The sequence below is a fragment of the Paenibacillus hodogayensis genome (genome assembly GCF_039536325.1).
GTDB classification, from domain to species: Bacteria; Bacillota; Bacilli; order Paenibacillales; family NBRC-103111; genus Paenibacillus_AB; species Paenibacillus_AB hodogayensis.
Genome location: NZ_BAAAYO010000001.1, coordinates 338,490 through 355,626 on the forward strand (window position 1 = coordinate 338,490; position 17,137 = coordinate 355,626).

11 protein-coding genes and 2 riboswitches are annotated in these 17,137 nt (G+C 58.7%); of the genes, 6 read left to right on the plus strand and 5 right to left on the minus strand.

All coding sequences use genetic code 11. From position 1 onward, the window contains the following. Nucleotides 1-46 precede the first annotated feature (46 nt). The 3 genes from ABD796_RS01295 (at nucleotide 47) to ABD796_RS01305 (ending at nucleotide 3,508) form a co-directional block, all read left to right on the plus strand. Nucleotides 47-937, plus strand: coding sequence for a carbohydrate ABC transporter permease (locus ABD796_RS01295; protein ID WP_344901647.1), 891 nt, complete (start codon nucleotides 47-49; stop codon nucleotides 935-937). A gap of 28 nt (nucleotides 938-965) precedes the next feature. Next, nucleotides 966-1,778 carry a carbohydrate ABC transporter permease gene (locus ABD796_RS01300; protein ID WP_344904133.1) on the plus strand — a complete coding sequence of 271 codons (813 nt, stop codon included), beginning with the start codon at nucleotides 966-968 and terminating at the stop codon, nucleotides 1,776-1,778. Nucleotides 1,779-1,905: 127 nt separating this feature from the next. Continuing rightward, a riboswitch (cyclic di-AMP (ydaO/yuaA leader) is annotated at nucleotides 1,906-2,059 on the plus strand. 264 nt (nucleotides 2,060-2,323) lie between these two features. Continuing rightward, nucleotides 2,324-3,508, plus strand: coding sequence for a KamA family radical SAM protein (locus ABD796_RS01305; RefSeq protein WP_344901651.1), 1,185 nt, complete (start codon nucleotides 2,324-2,326; stop codon nucleotides 3,506-3,508). Nucleotides 3,509-3,653: 145 nt separating this feature from the next. Here the strand turns inward: ABD796_RS01305 and ABD796_RS01310 are convergent, their stop codons facing one another. From ABD796_RS01310 to ABD796_RS01330, 5 genes are all read right to left on the minus strand, one after another. Next, on the minus strand, nucleotides 3,654-4,976 hold the full coding sequence (locus ABD796_RS01310; protein WP_344901654.1) for a uracil/xanthine transporter: 1,323 nt from the start codon (nucleotides 4,974-4,976) through the stop codon (nucleotides 3,654-3,656). A gap of 1,341 nt (nucleotides 4,977-6,317) precedes the next feature. Next, the gene (locus tag ABD796_RS01315) at nucleotides 6,318-7,145 is read right to left on the minus strand and encodes a cobalamin-binding protein (RefSeq protein ID WP_344901657.1); all 828 of its coding nucleotides are present in this window, start codon (nucleotides 7,143-7,145) and stop codon (nucleotides 6,318-6,320) included. A gap of 45 nt (nucleotides 7,146-7,190) precedes the next feature. Continuing rightward, a complete protein-coding gene (locus tag ABD796_RS01320; RefSeq protein WP_344901660.1) occupies nucleotides 7,191-8,183 on the minus strand; it encodes an ABC transporter substrate-binding protein in 993 nt (330 codons plus the stop codon). Between the two features lie 286 nt (nucleotides 8,184-8,469). Then, nucleotides 8,470-8,673: riboswitch (cobalamin riboswitch) on the minus strand. A 73-nt stretch (nucleotides 8,674-8,746) separates the two neighbouring features. Beyond that, a complete protein-coding gene (locus tag ABD796_RS01325; protein ID WP_344901663.1) occupies nucleotides 8,747-10,945 on the minus strand; it encodes a right-handed parallel beta-helix repeat-containing protein in 2,199 nt (732 codons plus the stop codon). 130 nt (nucleotides 10,946-11,075) lie between these two features. Beyond that, entirely contained in the window at nucleotides 11,076-12,365 is a 1,290-nt protein-coding gene (locus ABD796_RS01330) for an ABC transporter substrate-binding protein (RefSeq protein WP_344901666.1), read from the minus strand. A 619-nt stretch (nucleotides 12,366-12,984) separates the two neighbouring features. On the opposite strand from ABD796_RS01330, the gene ABD796_RS01335 reads away from it, so the two are divergent. Genes ABD796_RS01335 through ABD796_RS01345 form a run of 3 tightly spaced genes read left to right on the plus strand, consistent with a single transcriptional unit; the run spans nucleotide 12,985 to nucleotide 16,949 of the window. Continuing rightward, nucleotides 12,985-14,910, plus strand: a complete 1,926-nt coding sequence (locus ABD796_RS01335) for an FAD-dependent oxidoreductase (protein ID WP_344901669.1) — start codon at nucleotides 12,985-12,987, stop codon at nucleotides 14,908-14,910. Between the two features lie 36 nt (nucleotides 14,911-14,946). After that, nucleotides 14,947-16,041: a Gfo/Idh/MocA family protein gene (locus ABD796_RS01340; RefSeq protein WP_344901672.1), complete on the plus strand. Its 1,095-nt coding sequence runs from the start codon at nucleotides 14,947-14,949 to the stop codon at nucleotides 16,039-16,041. Between the two features lie 17 nt (nucleotides 16,042-16,058). Then, a complete protein-coding gene (locus ABD796_RS01345; protein ID WP_344901675.1) occupies nucleotides 16,059-16,949 on the plus strand; it encodes a sugar phosphate isomerase/epimerase family protein in 891 nt (296 codons plus the stop codon). Nucleotides 16,950-17,137: the final 188 nt, after the last annotated feature.

The window sequence follows — 17,137 nt, forward strand, 5'->3', positions numbered from 1 at the left end:
CCGCCCCCTCCTGCTTCCGCATCACGATAGCCAAGGGGGTTTCCCAGTGAACGTCAGAACGTTCGGGCGCTGGAAGTCGGGCTTGTTTGCCTGGCTGCTGCTGCTGCCCTCCCTGATCTTCCTGTTTCTGTTCACCTTTTATCCGATCTTCAAAACGGTCCGGCTCAGCTTCTATCAGGCGGATCTGGCTTCGCCCGAGCCTTTCTTTATCGGTCTCGACAATTATAGGGCGCTGCTCGCGGACGAAGTGTTCGCCAAAGTGATGATCAACAACCTGCTCTTTGCGCTCGGCACGGTGCCGACCTCGCTTGCTCTCGCCCTGCTGATGGCCGTCTTTGCCAACAAGGCGCTGCGCGGCACGGGCTTCATGCGTACGGCGTTTTTCTACCCGTCCATGGTGCCGATGATCGCGGTCGCCAACATCTGGCTGTTCATGTACACGCCCAAATACGGCCTGCTGAGCCGGGCGATGACCGCGCTCGGTATGAACGAGATCAACTGGCTGGGCTCCCCGACTTACGTCATGTGGGCCATGATCGCCATGATGATCTGGAAGGAAGCCGGTTATTTTATGATTTTTTATTTGGCCGGGCTGCAAAATATTTCGCCCGATCTGTACGAATCCGCTCAGGTCGACGGGGTTGGCCGGTGGACGGTGTTCCGCAAAATTACTTTCCCGCTATTGATGCCGACGACGCTGTTTGTCTCGATCGTGGCGCTGACGAATTCGTTCAAGCTGGTCGATCATCTGCTCGTCATGACGAAGGGCGGACCGAACAATGCCAGCAACCTGCTCTTGTATTATATCTACGAATCGGCCTTCAGCTTCTGGGACCAAGGGATGGCGTCCACGCTCACCGTCGTGATGATCGCGGTGCTGCTGCTGTTCGCGGCGCTCAATTTCTTCGGGCTCGACAAGAAGATTCATTACAATTAACTCTCCCTACGGGAAGAAAGGCGTGCTTATGCGGTTGAAATCGTGGAATATCGGCCGATGGCTGCTGCTTGCGCTTGCCGCGCTCTGGTTCGTCCCGCTGCTGTGGGTGGTGTTGACCGCCTTCCGGCCGAAGCAGCTTGCGCTGTCCCCTTCGTTCTCGCTTGATTTTACGTTCGACAACTTCGCGGTAGTGTGGGCGGCGGCTCCGTTCGCGCAATATTACGTCAACACCGTGCTGATCGTCGCGTGCGTGTTCGCCGTGCAGATGGTCACGGCCACGATGGCGGCGTTCGCGTTCGCCCGGGTCGAGTTCCGCTGGAAAAACATCGTGTTCCTGCTGTTTCTCGTACAGATCATGATCCCGGCAGACGTGCTCATCTTTCCCAACTACAACGTGCTCAAGGAGCTGTCGCTGCTGGATACGAAGCTCGGCATCATGATGCCCTACTTCGCTTCGGCTTTCGGCATATTCCTCCTGCGTCAAATGTTCAAGACGATTCCGCCGGAGCTTGACGAAGCGGCCCGCGTAGAAGGTTTTTCGAAATGGCAGATTATGTGGAAAATATATTTCCCCCTCGCCCGTCCGTCCTACATCGCCTTCGGACTCGTCTCCGTCAGCTACCACTGGAACAACTTCCTGTGGCCGCTTATCGTGACCAACTCCGTACAGAACCGTCCTCTGACCGTCGGACTCGCCATCTTCGCGCAGTCGTTCGAGATCGGGGCGCAGTGGACCGAGGTCAGCGCGGCGACGCTGCTCGTCATTACGCCGCTACTGGTCACCTTCCTGCTTTTCCAAAGGCAGTTTATGAACAGCTTCATCCATTCCGGCATCAAATAAACGTACGTACGGCCCCTCCCGCTTGCGCCCTCCCGGACGAAGCGCGGAGGAAACCGCGCGGCGGACCAACGGCTGGCGATCCCGTTTTTTTACATTTCCCCTTGACTTCCGTACCGTCGTTATATACAATTTCAGTACGCTTAATTTCCGATTATCGTAATCGGAAAGCGGGGGAACCACTCTTCAGGGGCGAATCAACGGTTTGCGTCAGGCAGACCGTCGTAGGGAACCATCTTTCCCGAGTCCGACAGCTAACCTCGTCAGCAGCAGATGGGTCAATGCATATATCGCGATTTTGACCCGCTACCAGGGTCTTTTTCTGTCTTTAAAAGGCCCTAGCCTACAGGGGATATGCGCCCCTGGATGCTTGCGGGCTTTTTTTCGTCTTCATTAAATCCTTAAAATTCAAAATCATCCATTATTTATATTTTTAAATAGAGCGCTTTACCCTTCGAGTCGTCTGTCCGGTCCGCTTGAAACCGGAGACGGAACGGCGATTCGGCGGATCACATAGATCAAACCAGAGGAAATGGGAGGTATGCGCATTGGCACAGCCGAAGTACATGACCGATATCGACAAATTGACGGAGATTCCGGAGACGGAACGGAAAAGGCTCAAGGCAATTACGGAGAAATTCGTATTTCGCGTCAACGACTATTACCTGAATTTGATCGACTGGACCGACCCGAACGATCCGATCCGCAAGCTGGTCATTCCGAACGAAGGGGAGTTGCAGGAGTACGGCCGCTGGGACGCTTCCGACGAGGATACGAACTACGTCGTGCCCGGGTGCCAGCACAAATACCGCACGACCGCTCTCTTGATCGTCTCCGAAGTGTGCGGCGCCTATTGCCGGTACTGCTTCCGCAAGCGTCTGTTTCGCAACGACGTCAAAGAGGCGCTGTCCGACGTGGAGCCCGGGCTGGAGTACATCTCCCGACATCCGGAGATCAACAACGTGCTGCTTACCGGCGGCGACAGTCTCATTCTGGCTACTCCGAAGCTGCGTTCGATCTTCGAAAGACTGCGGGCGATGGAGCATGTGAAAATTATCCGGCTCGGCTCGAAGCTCCCGGTATTCAATCCGATGCGCATTTATGAGGATAAGGAGCTGCTTGCTACGATACGTGAATTTTCCAGCGCGGAAAGGCGCATCTATGTCATGGCGCATATTAACCATCCGCGGGAAATTACGCCGGAGGCGAAGCGGGGCTTCGAGGCGCTGCACGAGGCCGGCGCCATCGTCGTCAATCAGACGCCGGTGCTGCGCGGCATCAACGACGATCCGGCCGTGCTGGGCGAGCTGCTGGACCAGCTGTCGTGGGCCGGCGTCACCCCGTATTATTTTTTCATCAACCGCCCGGTGGCCGGCAACCGCGATTTCGTCCTCACGCTGGAGGAAGCTTACCGGATCGTCGAGGAAGCGAAGGCCCGCACGTCCGGTCTCGGCAAGCGCGTCCGGCTGTCGATGAGCCACACCTCGGGCAAGATCGAGATATTGGCGATCGAGGACGGCAAAGCTTACTTGAAATATCATCAGTCGCGCGATAACCGGTATGGCACCTTCATGGCGCTCGACTGCCCGAAGGATGCTTCCTGGTTCGACGACCTGCCCGGCAACGAGCGGTACTGGGCGAAGCCGAAGAAAAAAACGGCCGACGTCGTTTCGGTCAACGAGCTGCCGGATATGCCCCAGCAGAGGGCACGCCGTCTTACCGCCCGCGGTTGAAGCCTCGCTCCGCAGAGTCTCCTCGCCCTGTCGCTCCGTGGCCTGTCGCATCGGCCCGAAACCGGGATATTGCACTACGCACCAAACGAAGCAGGCCATCGGACACCGCCGACGGCCTGCTTTTCTTTGATTCGTATTCTTCCCGTCACTCCGCGGCGTCCGTTTGCGGCGGAGCAGCCGACTTCGGGCGGCGCACGAACACATTTTCCGCCACGACAGCCACTAGCACCCCCATCAACAGCCCGTTGCCGATCAGCGGCCGGATGAACGGCGGCAGCTCCAGGAACGCCTCCGCCGGCACGTTCATCAAGGATACGCCGAGCACGACCGGACCGGCCAGACGGGTTACCACCCCATTCGTCAGCGTCAGCTTCGACGCTGCTCGCAGAGCGGAGCCGAACAGCGGCCAATAGGCGACGAACAACACCGCCTGCGCCACGGTCATCGGCATCGCCGACAAATGCTCCCCGAGCGGGGGCACGAGTCCGATTACGATAAACATTGCCGCTCCGAGCAGGAACGGACCCCGTTTGAGCAGGCCCGTCGTTTGCAAGAAGCCGAGCGTCGAGGAGTATGGGGCATACGGCACAAGACCGAGCGCCCCGCCTGCGATCGTAAAGCCGCCGGTTACCATAAATCCGCTGCGGTACCGCTTCGCCTCCGAACGCCGTCCGTACAGCTCGTCGGCACCGCTCAAAGCGGCCAGATGATTCGAGCAATTCAGCAGGCCAGTCACGAGGGCAGTCAGGAAAATGCCCCATTCCATATGCGGCATGCCCCACGGGAACCAGCTTACAAATGACGCTCCCGCCCCTCCTGCCGCGGCATTACTTCCACCCGGCTCGCCAAGCCATGCCGCGTACGCGATCCAGCCTGCGGCTATGCCGACGAGGACGGCATAGTTGCGCAGCGACCCTTTGCCCGCCTGCACGAGCAGTACGACCAACGCCGCCAGCATGGACAGGAGGAGCACCGGAACGGAGACGGGATGGCCGGGCGTATAGCCGAGCATGCCCTTGAAGAAGATGAGCGTCAACTGCAGCGCCAGCAAAAACAAATACACGCATGTCACGACCGGGCCAAACAAGCGGGCAAGCTTATGACCGAATCCGGCCGCCCCGATGACAAACGTAAGCACGCCGGAGGCGATGAGGCCCAGCGCCAACGCCCCGCCCATCTCGCCAAGCGACAGTCCAAGCGACGGCGCGGAGCCGGCCATGCCGAGCAGCATCCCCCACCACATGCCCGAATGCCCTTCCATCAGCGGATAGCGATGGCCGATTAGTGCCTGCAGGGCGCTGGCCGCTCCCGTCAGCACGAACGCCCTCTGCATCGCCGCTGCCACCTCCGCATCCGGCAATTGGAATGCCGCTCCGATCGACAATGGAATAACAACGGTGTTGGCAAACATAAAAAACAACCACTGCAAGCCTCCAAGAAAGGTTGCAAGCGAAGCTGCGCGTTCCATAATGTCAAACCCTTCCTTTGCGCTGCGATTCGGGCCGATTTCCCTTTGCCCTTGAGAGTCTTACGCCATTATCGCACGAATCCGGTTGTTGTCCAAGCGGAACCGCGGTTGTCCAAGTGGAGCACGGTCCTCCAAGCGGAGCCGCGGTTGTCCACGCGGAGCCCGGTTGTCCACGCGGAGCCCGGTTGTCCACGCGGAGCCCGGTTGTCCACGCGGAGCCCGGTTGTCCACGCGGAGCCCGGTTGTCCACGCGGAGCCGTCTAGACCGTCTCCAGCGACCCGCCGTTCCGGCAGGAGTGCAGTTGTGTCACCCGAGCGCCCTGGTTCACCCCGCCTCTGCCGGACTTGCAGCTACCGGCTTCTCGCCAAATAGTGGAAGAGCACGAACGCCGGAACGGGCCGCAAACCTCTCATAAGCCCGCTTCGCTCGCTCTGGACTGCCCGTTAATGCCAGAAGGAGCACTATTCCTGCAAAACGAGACTCTCTCGGAACAATTAAGGTTCTTTCGAACACTACCACACCACTCAAGCCCCCAAAAACCCGCCTCGCTCGCTCTGGACCGCTCGGTAATGCCAGAAGGAACACTATTCCTTTTAAACGAGACTCTCTCGGAACAATTAAGGTTCTTTCGAACACTACCAACCGCCGCAAGCCCCCAAAAACCTGCCTCGCTGGCTCTGGACCGCTCGGTAATGCCAGAAGGAACACTATTCCTGCTAAACGAGACTCTCTCGGAACAATTAAGGTTCTTTCGAACACTACCAACCGCCGCAAGCCCCCAAAAACCCGCCTCGCTGGCTCTGGACCGCTCGGTAATGCCAGAAGGAACACTATTCCTGCTAAACGAGACTCTTTCGGAACAGATAAGGTTCTTTCGAACACTACCAACTGCCGCAGACCCCCAAAAACCCGCCTCGCTGGCTCTGGACCGCTCGGTAATGCCAGAAGGAACACTATTCCTGTAAAACGAGACTCTTTCGAAACAAATAAGGTTCTTTCGAACACTACCAACCGCCGCAAGCCACTAAAAACCCGCCTCGCTGGCTCTGAACCGCTCGGTAATACCAGAAGGAACACTATTCCTGCAAAACGAGACTCTTTCGGAACAAATAACGTTCTTTCGAACACTACCAACCGCCGCAAACCTCTCAAAAACCCGCCTCGCCGGCTTCGAGCAGCTCTTTATGCCAAAAAGAAAACTTCTCTGTAGCGTAAAAAAAATGACACTCAAACCAGAACGGTTTGAATGTCATCTTCGAGTTGAAAGACCCGTCTCAAGCCCCAAGGAAGTCTACACGTTGATTTCATCCTGAGGAAGCGCGAAGCAAAGCCCGATTCGCTCAAATCGCCTTATCGCCCAGCCAGCGTTCCATCTCCTCGGCATCGAAAGGAGGATAGACGTCCGGATGGAGCATATGACCCAGCTTGCTCAAGCCCGCTACAAGCAGCGGCGAAGGCCGGCAATACAGCGACTCCTCCATAACGCGAATCCTACCATCCGCGACGGCCCTCATCTTGTCTGCCCCGGGACGGCTGCGGACGTTCTCCGGCTTCACCTGCTGCTCCCGCACGCCGACCCAGGCGAGCAAGATGTAGTCCGGATCGCGGCGAAGCACGTCGTCCCAATCCGTCTTGACCTTCGCAGCCGGTTCATCGGCGAATACGTTGACGGCGCCGGCCAGCTCGCTGATGCCGGTCAGCCAGTTGCCGCCGGCCGGCGTGAACACCGGCTTGGGCCACCATTCCCAGTACAGGGAGGGCTTGTCTGCGCACCGCCGGCTTAACTCGGCGTAATAAGCGAGTCTGTCCTCATACTTGCTGCGGGCCGCCCGGGCCCGCTCCGATTCGTCGAGCGCCTCGCCGAGGGTGGTCAGGCAGTTCGCGATATCGGTGAGCGTTTTCGGATTGAGCGTGATATACGGCAAGCCACGTTCCTCCAGGGCGGCAATGTTCTTCTCCATGCCGGGAACCGTCAGGGACGCCAGTACCAGATCCGGTCGCAGCGCCTCCAAGGCGTCCATATCAATGTTCAAATCCGAGCCGAGCTTCGGCAGCTTGTTCGTCCTGGACGGCCAGTCGGTATATTTATCGACCCCGACGATGTGGTGGTCGAGCCCCATAAAGCCGAGCAGTTCCGTATTGCTCGGGCTGATCGAAACGATTCTCATGGCAAGACACTCCCTTCGGCTTCCCCTTACTCGAATGACGGTCTCTTACTTAATCAGATCTGGATAAATGCCTTTGGCAATCGTCCGCAAGCCATCCACAATACGCGGTCCCGGACGGTTCAGCGTATCCTGATCGACGCCGACGAGCTGGTTGTTTTTGATCGCATCGATTTTGTCCCAGCCGTTGCGTCCTTTAATGATTTGGTCGAGCGTTTGGCCCGCTTTGTCTTTGGCGCCGGTGGTGAAGAAAATGACGGCCGGGTTGTCCTGAATAATTTTCTCTTCGTTGATCTTGTTGTAGCCCTTCGTATCCGAAGCGATGTTAATGCCGCCGGCCAGCGTCAGCACTTCGTCCATAAACTCGCCCTTGCCGACCGTCCAGCCCGGCGAAAACTCGATGTAGACTTTCTTCTTCTGGTCCGGCTTGACTGTACCGACGGCGGTTTTGATGCTGTCAATGTCCTTCTTCATCTTGTCGGCCAGCTCTTTGGCTTCCTTCTGCTTGTCGGTCAATTGTCCGATGATCAAGACGTTGGCGATAATGTCGTCAATCGACTTGGGCTCGAACTTGTACAACGGCAGGTTCAGCGAGCGCAGCTTGCCGAGCGCATCGTCCTTGATGGAAATGCCGGTAATGACCAAATCGGCGTTGGCGGCCAGCACCGCTTCCACGTTCGGAGCGGAGACGCCGCCCAGCTTCGTCTTCGACTTCGCGGCTTCCGGGTAGTTGTCGAAATCCGATACGCCGACGATCCGGTCGCCCAGTCCGAGCGCGAACAAAATCTCCGTCTCGGCCGTAGAGGTGGAAGCGATCCGTTGAGGCGCTTTTTGCAGCGTAATTTCGGCGCCGGTCGTATCTTTTAAGGTAAGCGGGTATTTGGTGGCGGTGGCAGCGGCTTCTGTTTGTTTTCCAGCGGTCTGCTCTCCCGTCGGGGACGCCCCGTTTTTCGCGGTAGGTTCTTCCTTGTTCTTCGCTCCGCAAGCGGCGAGAGAGAAGCTAAGAAGGATAACTAGCAGTAGTGCGGCAATCTTGTTCATGAAGCGGTTCGTTCCTCTCCGGTTTGGAATAATGGAGAACGGCTTGCCGGTATTGAAAGCCCGTGTGTCTTCGCCCGGCGCAACGTCAAAAGCCCCGTTCCGTAGGAAGGGGCAGCGCATCAAGGATTTGCCAAGCACGGCACAATGGCGACGTAAGGCCATGACGCCAAAAAAACGGCGCTGCAGCGCGAAGCGCCCGTCTCCGGTCCGCTTTCGCGCATGGCCGCAACCATGCTGGGAATGATCAAATCGCTGAATAGCCGATCCTTTTCCGCGAAGGATGTCGTTGGCTGAAGCACAGTAGGCAGGTTTCCTGGCTTTCGGGCTTGCGAGTTCCCCGCCTTCCCATCCCGCATGCGGAACAGTGGCCTATGGAGTTCTCCCCGGTACACAGTGGCGGGACCGCGCCGGATTCGCACCGGCTTCCCTTTTAACCCGGCATTCGGTCTTCTTGCACCGAACGCGAGGCACCTACTGGCTGTTACAGTTCTTTCAATAGAGTCAAGCTCGTTTCACTCTGGCGATTATACCACAGCCTCGGTTCGGACGCTACGCTTGTTTCATTAACTGACAACCTGATAAGCGAACTGCACCTCCAGCCCTTCGGCCGAGGAGGCTCCGAGCACCCGGACCTGCAGCCTGCGCGGGCCGGCGGTTCCGTCTACGGTATACGGACTGACCAACGTCGTCGATTGCAGCGCCGAAGCGGCCGCCACCGCACTGCCGCCCGCGCTCGCCCCGTCGGCGTCCAGCCGCACGCTGCACGAACCGGCCGACAGCTTGCGGGTCACCTTGACGATCCGGATGCGCTGCCCGTCTACGTAGAACATATTGCTCAGGTCGTATACGCCGTCGGCAACCGGTCCGGCTATGCGCGCGAGCAGCAGTCCGTCGATCTGATCGACCCCTTTGTTGCCGGTGAACCGCGTCTGCGACGTTTGCGTCCCGCTCAGCAGGTAAGGTCCGGCCGCATTCCCCTTCAGATCGTTGTCGCTGACGAGCACGTCGGCCGCCTCGCTGACGATTCCGTAATCTTGCCTCGACACGCCGTCAGGCAGCGAGCCGATCGCATTGCCGACGATGACGACCCGCGATGCGGACGAGCGGAGGTTGATGCCCGCCCCGTTGCGCCAGGCGGATCCCCCGCCCAAGTACCCGTTGACGTAAGCGACGCCCTGCAGGTCGAACTCGGTCGGGCTGACGACGGTTATTTTCCATTTGCCGTTAGCCTCGGTCGTTCCCGCCACATTCTGGACCGTAATCCGGTCGTCCGTCTCCCAGCCATGCTCCCCGGCGGTCGTTACCCGGACCCCGCCCGCCCCGTTGCCGCCAATGCCTGCGATGACGCGCGAGAAGGCGGTATGCGCCGTTCTGCCGTTATTGCCGATCAGACAGCCGGTGACGGTGACGCGGGAAGAGGCGATATCGATGCCGTTGCGGCCGCAGCCGCGGATGACGCAGCCCGTGAACGTAACAATGCCGATGAAGCCGGCCGCGATGCGCACATTGTCCTGTTCGCCGTCGCACGAGATATATGTATTGGAAAACTGCGCCTGCGCTCCGGCCTCCAGCAATACCGGCACGCCATGGGAATTCTCAAAGCCCCCGCCCTCGAAATACAGAAACTTCGGCCCCGACTGTCCCGTCGTATTGCGCAGCCACAAACCGTGCCGCCCGAACAGGATCGCAACGGCGATGAATTTGATCGAGCCCCCCAAACCGTCGATGACAAGATTGTCGGTATTCGGATTGCCGGTCCCCGCCGCTATGGCGCATTGGACGAATTCCACCGGATCTGCCCTGCCGGTATTGTTCACGCCGTTGAGCAGTATTGCCTGTTCACCGGTAAAACCGGACCAGATGCAGTTCTGGAAACGAACCGTGTTGCAAGCCCGGAGCGTAATGCCGTTATACCCGTTCTTAAATCTGGCGTTATAAAAGGAAAGCATATAATTGCCGGCGTCGCCGAGCCGTTCGGTGCGAATGAAGCTGCCTCCGGTCAAGCCTTCCCCGCGCATTTGCAAATGCCGGAACCCGCCGCCGCGTACGCCAGAAAGCAGGAAGCCGTCGGCAGCGCCGGTGGCGACGATCAATTGGGTAGCCATCTCGTCGTTATCGGTGCTGCCCGTCCCTTCGAATACAATTGGAACCGTTTGCACATTGACGGTGGATTCGATCCGGTATTTGCCCGGACCGATGGAAAGAACGCCCCCGGCCGTCATCGCGTCGACCGCCGCCTGAATCCGCGGCGAGTCGTTGTCCGTTCCGGTCCCCCGGCAGCCGAACCAAGCGAGGCTAATTCCGTTGTCTCGCGGCCGCTTCCACCGTCCGACGGCCGTACCGGCCACAGCAAACACCATTCCCCCGTCGTCCGTCTCCGTGCTGTCCGCGTCCCAGTATAAGGCGCCTCCGCCTTGACCGGGAGCGTCCGCATAGTAGCCGAGCAGGCTGATCTGCGCACCGTCCGCCAAGCCGGGCGTGCTCCGCAGGTCATTCACGCTCGCCGAAGTGCAGCCGCACGCCGGAGACGCTTCCACGCCCTGGCCATACGTCGCCGTCAGCACGCTCCCCTGCACGGCACCCGCGCCAAGCAGACTGCTCCCGGCCAATGCGGCGCCCGCTATGCCCAAAGACGATAACAGCTTGCGCCGGCTGATCGCCCCGCTCGCCCCTTCGGCCGGCAGGCCGCTCTGTCCCGTACCTGCGCCTCGTTCGTTCACCATGCGTTCCGTCATCGTGTCCGTTCCCTCGTCTTTGTACATAACCAAAACCTCCTATGATTGAGTTGCGCGAATTGTTGCGCTCGCCCCGGATACGGAGCGGCCCGCCGCCGCTGTTGCGGGGCGGCTCCTTTGCTAGCGGGATCGCATACATGCTGCTTTTCATTTCTTTTTAACGGCGCAGTTCCTGCTCGATCTGCTTGTTGACCGTCTCCTCCAGCTCGCGCAGAGCCGTATTGGTATCCTTTCCGCCGCCGAGCATCGAGACGATCATCGCATTAAACGCCGACTTGGCCGCGCCGTCGAATTTCGTTTGCGGTGCCGGTTTAGCGATGGTGTCCTTGAAGAAGGCAGCCAGGTTTTTATGCTCCAGCCCGGCGATGCCCTTCCCGAACTCCTTGCGCACCGCTTCGCTCTTGACGATCGGGATGCGTCCTTGACGGGCCAGCTCGGTCGCCACCTCGTCGGACATCAGGTAGGAGATGACCTGGAACGCGGCATCCTTGTTTTTGCTTGCCGGCGGAATCGCGTAATAAGGCGCGTTCATCTGCGTGCCGGTAAGCGACGAGCCGGAGAAGGACGGGAACGAAACGAGATCCCAGTTCAAATTCGACGCCGCCAGCTCTGTAATATAGTTCGGGCCGGTGCGCATGGCCAGCGTCTGGTTTTTCAGAAACGCCGTTTTCTCGTCCACCGGCGGCTGATTGCCCGGGATCGTGTAAAAGGCGGTCATCACTTTGACCCATTGCGCCCAAGCGTCGTTGTTCACCGCGGCTTTATTCGTCTTCGCATCGACGAACGGCAGAGCAAGCTGGTTTTTGTAAATGACGTTCAGGAAATTGTAGTGAAAGCCGTTCACCTGCACGTTGCCGTCCATGCGGACCAGCTTCTTGGCCAGATCGTACACCTGGTCCCACGTCATGCCGTCCTGCGGGTAGCCGACGCCGGCTTTATCGAAGATGTCCTTGTTGTAGAAAAGCGCATTGTTGTTCAACTCGAATGGCATCACGAGAAACGCCCCGTTGTCCGAATACGATCTGACCGTATCGACGACCCCGTCCACAAACCGGTTCAGGTCGAACTTGTGCGTTTGAATGAGCGGCGTCAGGTCGGACAGCAGCTGCAAATCCTTCAGCTTCCACAGACCGCCGAGCGAATAGGAAATGATATCCGGCGTTTCCCCGCTGGCCACGACCTCGTCGATCATCGTGCCTTTGCCGCTCTTGATCACCTTCAGCGTCACCTGCGGAAACTTGTTGCGAATCAGCTGCTCGACCGTCTCGGCAGACACGCCGTTGTCTTCTTTAAATAAGGTCAAGGAGACCGGCGCCAGCTGCTCCGGCTGACTCGGCTTGCCGGTTTCGGGCGGAGCCTCGGAAGATTTGGTACCGCAGCCAGCCCCAACAAGCAGCAGCGCCGCCATGCCGAGCGATGCCCAGCCTCTTTTTCTCATCATAGTCATGTTTGCTTCAACCCCCGCTAAGCTCATAGTCGTAAAAAGTCTTTGCCATCATGCAGTCAATCTGCTTTCTCGCCCAGGTAATCGCTTTCCTCCGCAACGTTAACGTGCGGCCGCCGAAATAAGCGCTTTCACAAAACCCTTTTCATCCCGGAACGTCACGTTCCTTCGGAACTGAACGGCGCCAAACTCGGACTGATCAACAAATCATTTAACAGCTTCAAGCCTATAATAGCAGTTTTTTGACGACTTGCAATCACCACCTCTCCCGCATAAAACGAGATTTATGTTTACCTTTTGTTCATCTTCTTTTTCAAAATTATATCCACATAGTTTAACTTTTTCAATACCACAAACAAAAAAACCTTCATTATTTTTTATTCGAGCTCATTTCCATCCTTATTGGATTACCATCGCCCATTGGTCGAAAAACGGTAAAAAACGCTCTAAAACGCAGATAAAAGCATGTTAATCATCCTGTTTTAACCAAATTCCATTTGAAAACACCGAATATTGATGATAGTCAATCCGATCATCTTCATGTATACTTCTGTTTATCATGTTGGTAAACAAAATGTTAACATGAATTCAAAACAAACCAGCGTACGAGAGGAGCAGTTCGATGCTAGTTCAACAAGCTGATGTAGTCGTTCTCGGAGGAACACCCGGCGGAATCGGGGCGGCGCTCGCCGCGGCAAGACGCGGCCGAACAACCGTCATGATCGAGCATTCCCCTTATATCGGAGGGCTGATGACAAGCGGCCTCGGCATGACCGACATCCATTCGCTCGATGCGGCCGGATCCATATTCCGGGAGTACGCCTCCCATGTGCTGAAGCATTACCGCGACACGTTCGGCGAGGAGTCCGAACAGGCAGCCCAATGTCGTCAGGGTTTGCGCTTCGAGCCATCGGTCGGCAAAACCATATTCGCCCGCCTGCTGCAAGCGGAGCCCAAGCTTACGACCCTTGTCTCCCATGATCTCGTATCCGTGGAGAAAGAAGGCAGCGCTATCGCTTCCATTACGGTGCGGCCTTCGGGCGGCGGCGAGGAAACGGTGTACCGGGCGGACGTCTTTATCGACGCAACGTACGAAGGCGATCTGGCCGCGATGGCCGGTGTCCCCTATTCGCTCGGACGGGAATCGCGCGACGACTGGAACGAGGAATACGCCGGCACGCTGTACCAGAACTTCCGGACGAAGGAAGTGCTGCCCGGCAGCACCGGCGAAGGCGACGACCGCATCCAGGCTTACAACTTCCGTCTCTGCCTGACCAAAAATCGCGATAACCAGGCGCCTTTCCGCCAGCCCGCAAGCTACGAACGGAACGATTACGCCAGCCTGGTCGAAGACGTGCGCGCAGGACGGGTAAAAGGCTTTAGCGAAGTGTGCAATACCGTCATGATCCCGAACGGCAAGACGGACACGAACAACTACCATTACTGCCTCTGCTCGACCGATCTGCCGGAGGAAAACCAGGACTACCCCGAAGGCGACTGGACGGTGCGGGACCACATCGTGAAACGTCACCGCGAATACATCCAGGGACTGCTCTGGTTTTTGCAAAACGACGCCGAGCTGCCGGACTGGTTCCGCGAAGACGCCGGGCAATGGGGCCACGCGGCCGACGAGTTTGCGGATACGGACCATTTCCCACCGCAAATCTACGTACGGGAGGCAAGACGCATGCACGGCGAATACGTGTTTACCGAGAACGATGCACGCCGCGCGCCGGGTCTTGGACGATCGGCGGTTCATTACGACAGCATCGCCTGCGGCGACTACGGCATCGACTCCCACGCCACGCGCAAACGCGAGCCGCTCGGCCAAAACATCGCCCTGGAAGGCTTTATGGCCATCGGCTTCCTGACGGAAATTTATCAAATTCCTTACGGCTGTATCGTGCCGCAGCAGGTCGATCGGCTGCTTGTTCCGGTCGCCGTCTCGGCCACCCATATGGGCCTCGGCACGATCCGCATGGAGCCGTGCTGGATGCAGATCGGTTATGCCGCCGGCGTGGCCGCCGACGTGAGCCTCGCTTCCCGGCTGGACGTACGGAATATCTCCGTCGACCGGCTTCAGGACGAGCTGCTGGCCGACAAGCAGGTCATTACGTACATCCAGGATGAGCCATGGGGCACCCCGACGAGCCGAGCGGTGCAATATTTCGGCGCGCGCTCGTTCTTCCCCGGGTACGAGGCGAAGCCAGACGAAGCGGTCACCGTGGAGCTGGCGTCGCAGTGGATCGCCATATGCCGCTCATATCCCGGCGGCAACAGGCTGCCTTGCCTGCCCGCTTCGGCGGATATTTTGCCGGCCGGCGTCGATATGGGGCCGAAGGCTCCCAAGGAAGAGCCTACGCCAGAGCAATATTGGACGTCGCATCCGTATTTGACAGCGGACATGGCCCGCAAATGGAGCCGGACCGCAGCCAAGGCGATGCATGCGGACGAAGGCGACTGGTTCGCCGGCGATCGGAACACGGTTACGCGCGGCCAACTGCTGAGTGCGCTCTATGCGTTTTTGCGCGCAGCTCGGCAAGCGTGATCGCAACAACAACATCGAATCCAAGGAGCGATACCTATGAGCAAAACGACCCGGATCGGCATTATCGGCAGCGGCAGCAACGCGACGAGACATGCCGCCGCCTATATGAAAATGAGCGACGTGGAGCTGGTCGCCGTCGCCGATCTCGTGCCCGGCAAAGCCGCGGAGTTTATCGAGAAGAACGGCTTGACGCAGGCAGCGCCGTATGAGAGCCACGAGAAGCTGCTGGAGCTCGACCTGGACGGCGTCAGCATCTGCACGCCCAACATCGCCCATCACCGCACGAGCGTGGACGCCCTGAACGCGGGCAAGCACGTGCTGACCGAGAAGCCGATGGCCGTTACGCTGGAGCAGTCGATCGAGATGGTCGAAGCGGCCCGGCGCTCCGGCAAAATACTGACCGTCGGCTTCCAGCCGCGCTACGACCCGAACCATAAAGAAATCAAGCGGATCGTGCAGTCCGGTACGCTCGGCAAAGTGTACCACGTGCAAACCGGCGGCGGCCGAAGACGCGGCATGCCCGGGCGCGGCTTTATCCGCAAGGACATTTCCGGTTCCGGGGCGATCGCCGACATCGGCTGCTACTCACTCGATCTGGCGATGGACGCCATCGGCTATCCGAAGCCTTTGACCGTATCGGCCTATTGCTCCAACTATTTCGGCACGAATCCGAAGTACCACAAAGATTACGACAAATTCGACGTAGAGGATTTCGGGGAAGCGCTGATCCGCTTCGAAGGAGACGTCGTGCTCAATTTCAAAATCTCCTGGGCGATGCATATGGACACGCTGGGGCCGACTTTGTTTCTCGGCACGGAAGGCGGCTTGAAGATCGAGCCGGAGCAAGGCTTGAGCAAGCTGTCTTCGGGCGCGTGGGACAAAGGCCCGGGCTCGATAACGCTGTACCACGACGTGCTCGGTCATCCGACGGAAAGCCCGATTCAGGTCAAGCCCCACACACTGGACATTTTCTTCGAAAAGGTGCGCGACTTCGTCGTCGCGATTCAGGAAGGCAGGCCCGCCCCGATACCGGGCGAGCAAATTTTGTTGAACCAAGCCGTCATCGACGGCATGCTCCGTTCGGCCGAGCTGAAGCGCGAGGTCGTCATCGAGCTGCCGACATTTTCCTAATACCGGAGGGATTCGCTTTGCCGCATGCAATTGGCGTTAGACTGACCAGAGGCATTTCGCTTGGAAACGAACGGGAAACGTGGCAGGACTGGTTTGCCTGGATGGCTCAAACCGGCTTCCGGGTCGTGGACGTGCCGGAGCTGACGGCCGAGATGAAGCAGGATGCGGACGCAGCCGGTCTGTCCGTAGGCACGTTCGACGTCGGCCACCTGCAGGTCGCGCGGCTGTTCAGCCGGGACGAGCAGAAACGGCGGGACGCGCTCGCCACGGTTCGCGACGGAATCGGCCAAGCCGCCGCCAACGGAGGCAAGCTGTGCTTCATGTGCCTGAAGCCGGAAGACCCGGCGACGACCCGGCAGGAATCGTTCGAGCTGTTCAAGGAGGTATTTCCCGGCCTGCTCGCCTTCGCGGAGCAAGCGGGCGTCGCCATCGTGCTGGAAGGCTGGCCGGGCAACGCGCCATATTATCCGACGATCGGCTGCACGCCGGAGATGCTGCGCGCCATGTTCGAGGCGGTCCCGTCGCCGGCGCTGCAATTGAACTACGATCCGTCGCACCTGGTCCGGCTCGGCATCGACCCGATCCGGTTTTTGCGGGAATTCGCCGGACGCATCGGCCATGTCCACGCGAAGGATTGCGCCATTTTGCCGGAGCAGGTGTATATGTACGGCCGTCATCAGCCTCCCGCATTCGGGCATGGCATCAAATCGAGCGAAGGCCCGTGGCGGTACACCATCCCCGGCGAAGGCGAAGCCGATTGGGGCCGCATCGCTTTCGAGCTGGAGCTGTCCGGCTACGAAGGCGCGGTCACGATCGAGCTGGAGGATCACCGCTACAAGGGCAGCGTCTCCGAGCACCGGCGCGGCCTGGTCAAATCGCTGGACCATCTGTCCCGCTTCTTTTCCTGACAATGGCTTGAGGCTGTTCGAGGCGTATCAAGGCACCCAAGGCATCGAAGGCATCCAAGGCGTCCCATCCGTTCCTGCGGTCGGGGCGTCTTTGCTTTCTATGGGGCAATTTCCCGTTCACAGGCGCGCGCTCCGGCACTTAACGCTTCTTGTTGACTTTTCCAGGAACCTGCCTTATTCTAAAATAG

Excerpts from the sequence above, each read along its gene's own strand:
- ABD796_RS01320 (WP_344901660.1), bottom strand. The coding sequence starts at position 8,183 with ATGAACAAGATTGCCGCACTACTGCTAGTTATCCTTCTTAGCTTCTCT.
- ABD796_RS01330 (WP_344901666.1), bottom strand. The coding sequence starts at position 12,365 with ATGACTATGATGAGAAAAAGAGGCTGGGCATCGCTCGGCATGGCGGCG.
- ABD796_RS01340 (WP_344901672.1), top strand. The coding sequence starts at position 14,947 with ATGAGCAAAACGACCCGGATCGGCATTATCGGCAGCGGCAGCAACGCG.
- ABD796_RS01335 (WP_344901669.1), top strand. The coding sequence starts at position 12,985 with ATGCTAGTTCAACAAGCTGATGTAGTCGTTCTCGGAGGAACACCCGGC.
- ABD796_RS01300 (WP_344904133.1), top strand. The coding sequence starts at position 966 with ATGCGGTTGAAATCGTGGAATATCGGCCGATGGCTGCTGCTTGCGCTT.
- ABD796_RS01325 (WP_344901663.1), bottom strand. The coding sequence starts at position 10,945 with ATGTACAAAGACGAGGGAACGGACACGATGACGGAACGCATGGTGAAC.
- ABD796_RS01310 (WP_344901654.1), bottom strand. The coding sequence starts at position 4,976 with ATGGAACGCGCAGCTTCGCTTGCAACCTTTCTTGGAGGCTTGCAGTGG.
- ABD796_RS01315 (WP_344901657.1), bottom strand. The coding sequence starts at position 7,145 with ATGAGAATCGTTTCGATCAGCCCGAGCAATACGGAACTGCTCGGCTTT.